The organism is Streptomyces sp. MBT53 (assembly GCF_016654115.1).
Taxonomy (GTDB): Bacteria; Actinomycetota; Actinomycetes; order Streptomycetales; family Streptomycetaceae; genus Streptomyces.
The window spans coordinates 1-1,685 of sequence record NZ_JAEQAZ010000419.1; the positions used below are offsets into that span (position 1 = coordinate 1).

Consider the following 1,685-nt stretch of genomic DNA (forward strand, 5'->3'; position numbering starts at 1 on the left):
AAAGGGAGTCCCTGTTCGATGTGTGCGGCGCGGGTGATCATTCGGACAGAGGTGCCGGTGGGGTCGCGGGCATGAAGAAACGGGCCTCCCGGTAGTGACGTGGTTGTTGAAGCCCGTCACGGTCAAGGAGACCCGTTGTCCGGACAGTTGACCATTTCCGCTGCGCCCGCGTCCATCACGGCCACTCCGGAGTGTGACTGCTACGTGCACAGGTTCGGTTCGATCGCTCCGGGGCGGCGGGCGCGGTGCTATCCGAGTGACATGACGGACGGGGAATGGGCCGAGGTCCGCTCCGCGATGCCGGTACCGGCCTGGCTGCTCAAACGAGGTGGGCGCCCGGAGGCGCACTGCCACCGCGAGATGCTCGACGCTGTGCGCTACCTCGTCGACAACGGCGTGAAGTGGATGGCCGTCCCGGTCGACTTCCCGTACTGGCGGGCGGTCTACGACTTCTTCCGCCGCTGGCGGACCTACAACTACGTACGGGAACTCTACGAGCGCCTGCGCCGGACGGCGAGGGAGCGCACGGGCCGCAATGCCGAGCCCAGTGCCGGGATCATCGACAGCCAGTCGGTGGACGCCTCCGAGACCGTCGGCGAGGACAGTCGCGGATACGACGGCGGTAAATCACGCGACGGGCGCAAGCGCCACGTCCTGACCGACACCGAGGGCCTGCTCCTGGAGGTCACCGTGACCACCGCGGACGTCCACGACTCCAAGGCCGCCCCCGCGCTGCTGGAGACATTCATGGAGCAGCCGGGCCGGCTGCTGAAACTGCTGTGGGTCGACAGCGCCTACCAGGGTCCGGCGCTGGCGAAGGCGTTCGCCCGCCACGGGGTCCGGGCCGAGGTCGTGCGCCGATCCGACGGGCAGCGCGGATTTGTTGTACTGGCCCGCAGGTGGGTGGTGGAGCGAACGCTGAGCTGGCTCTCCCGCTCACGCCGCCTCAACCGCGACCACGAACGCCGTGCCGATCACCACCAGCAGATGGTGTGGTGGGCCGCCACGATCAGGCTGTCCCGGCGCCTGGCCGGGGACGCTCCGCACTGGCCGGAGAAGCGTCCCGACCGACTGCTGCAGGCGCGGGCGTGAACCGTCCGTCCTTCTCCCGCACCAGCCAGCCCCGCCTCTCCAGCACGTAGGCACGGTGACGGATCTTCTCCACCTCGTTCTTGATCTCCGCCTCCCGGCCCACCGCCCGCGCCAGCTCCGCCCCACTCACCGGCTCCGAAGCGGCCACCACCGCGGCGAACACCTCCCGATACAGGCCGCTGAGCACCTCCTCACCCATGCCCGACCGCCACACCGGCGGCTGCTCGCCGTACCCCGCGCCGGAGCCACTCGATCCCACAGCGGTAACCACCGCACCACCGGACGGCACGGAAACCGGCGAACTCACCGTGCTCTCCTCGGCCAGCACCGACACGAGCTCCTCACGCCCCACCCTGGCCCGCTCAACTCGCTCCCGCGCGGCATCCACCTCCGCCTGAGCCTGCTCCAGGACCTCCGTCCAGGACTCCAGCTCCTGCCTCGCCCGCGCCTCACGCCGTTCCATCAACCCCAGCACCGACGGCATCGCACACTCTCCTCGATCAACAACAAGCCGCCCGCTGCCTGCCCCTACCCCTCCGCGCCCATGCCCCGCACACGAAGAAACCCCTGCTCATCGAACAGGGACTCCCTTT

At 69.2% G+C, this 1,685-nt stretch carries 2 protein-coding genes; one reads left to right on the forward strand and one right to left on the reverse strand.

Translation table 11 applies throughout. From position 1 onward, the window contains the following. Window positions 1-261: 261 nt before the first annotated feature. Window positions 262-1,092 carry an IS5 family transposase gene (locus JHN45_RS51760; RefSeq protein ID WP_236585066.1) on the forward strand — a complete coding sequence of 277 codons (831 nt, stop codon included), beginning with the start codon at window positions 262-264 and terminating at the stop codon, window positions 1,090-1,092. On the opposite strand, the gene JHN45_RS51765 is transcribed toward JHN45_RS51760, so the two are convergent. After that, the gene (locus JHN45_RS51765; RefSeq protein WP_201056448.1) at window positions 1,010-1,576 is read right to left on the reverse strand and encodes a hypothetical protein; all 567 of its coding nucleotides are present in this window, start codon (window positions 1,574-1,576) and stop codon (window positions 1,010-1,012) included. The genes JHN45_RS51760 and JHN45_RS51765 overlap by 83 nt on opposite strands. Window positions 1,577-1,685 lie beyond the last annotated feature (109 nt).

Coding starts and splice junctions, on each gene's coding strand:
- JHN45_RS51760 (WP_236585066.1), top strand. CDS start 262: ATGACGGACGGGGAATGGGCCGAGGTCCGCTCCGCGATGCCGGTACCG.
- JHN45_RS51765 (WP_201056448.1), bottom strand. CDS start 1,576: ATGCCGTCGGTGCTGGGGTTGATGGAACGGCGTGAGGCGCGGGCGAGG.